Annotated in this window: 1 rRNA gene; it reads left to right on the top strand. The window is 55.8% G+C overall.

Annotation, left to right across the window (positions count from 1 at the left end):
- Positions 1 to 516: ribosomal RNA gene (locus tag B7767_RS07755) — 23S ribosomal RNA — on the top strand; the annotation flags it as partial.

The raw sequence follows: 516 nt of genomic DNA, 5'->3' as shown, positions 1-516 counted from the left end.
TTCAGTAGCACGCTCAAGACCCGAAGCGGAGTGATCTAGCCATGGGCAGGTTGAAGCGGAGGTAAGACTTCGTGGAGGACCGAACCCACCAGGGTTGAAAACCTGGGGGATGACCTGTGGTTAGGGGTGAAAGGCCAATCAAACTCCGTGATAGCTGGTTCTCCCCGAAATGCATTTAGGTGCAGCGTCGTGTGTTTCTTGCCGGAGGTAGAGCACTGGATAGGCGATGGGCCCTACCGGGTTACTGACCTTAGCCAAACTCCGAATGCCGGTAAGTGAGAGCGCGGCAGTGAGACTGTGGGGGATAAGCTCCATGGTCGAGAGGGAAACAGCCCAGAGCATCGACTAAGGCCCCTAAGCGTACGCTAAGTGGGAAAGGATGTGGAGTCGCAGAGACAACCAGGAGGTTGGCTTAGAAGCAGCCACCCTTGAAAGAGTGCGTAATAGCTCACTGGTCTAGTGATTCCGCGCCGACAATGTAGCGGGGCTCAAGCGTACCGCCGAAGTCGTGTCATT

The sequence above is a fragment of the Streptomyces sp. 13-12-16 genome (assembly GCF_002114215.1).
Taxonomy (GTDB): Bacteria; Actinomycetota; Actinomycetes; order Streptomycetales; family Streptomycetaceae; genus Streptomyces.
The sequence above is the reverse complement of the archived record's forward strand: the minus strand, read 5'-3'. Positions and strand labels throughout refer to the sequence as shown.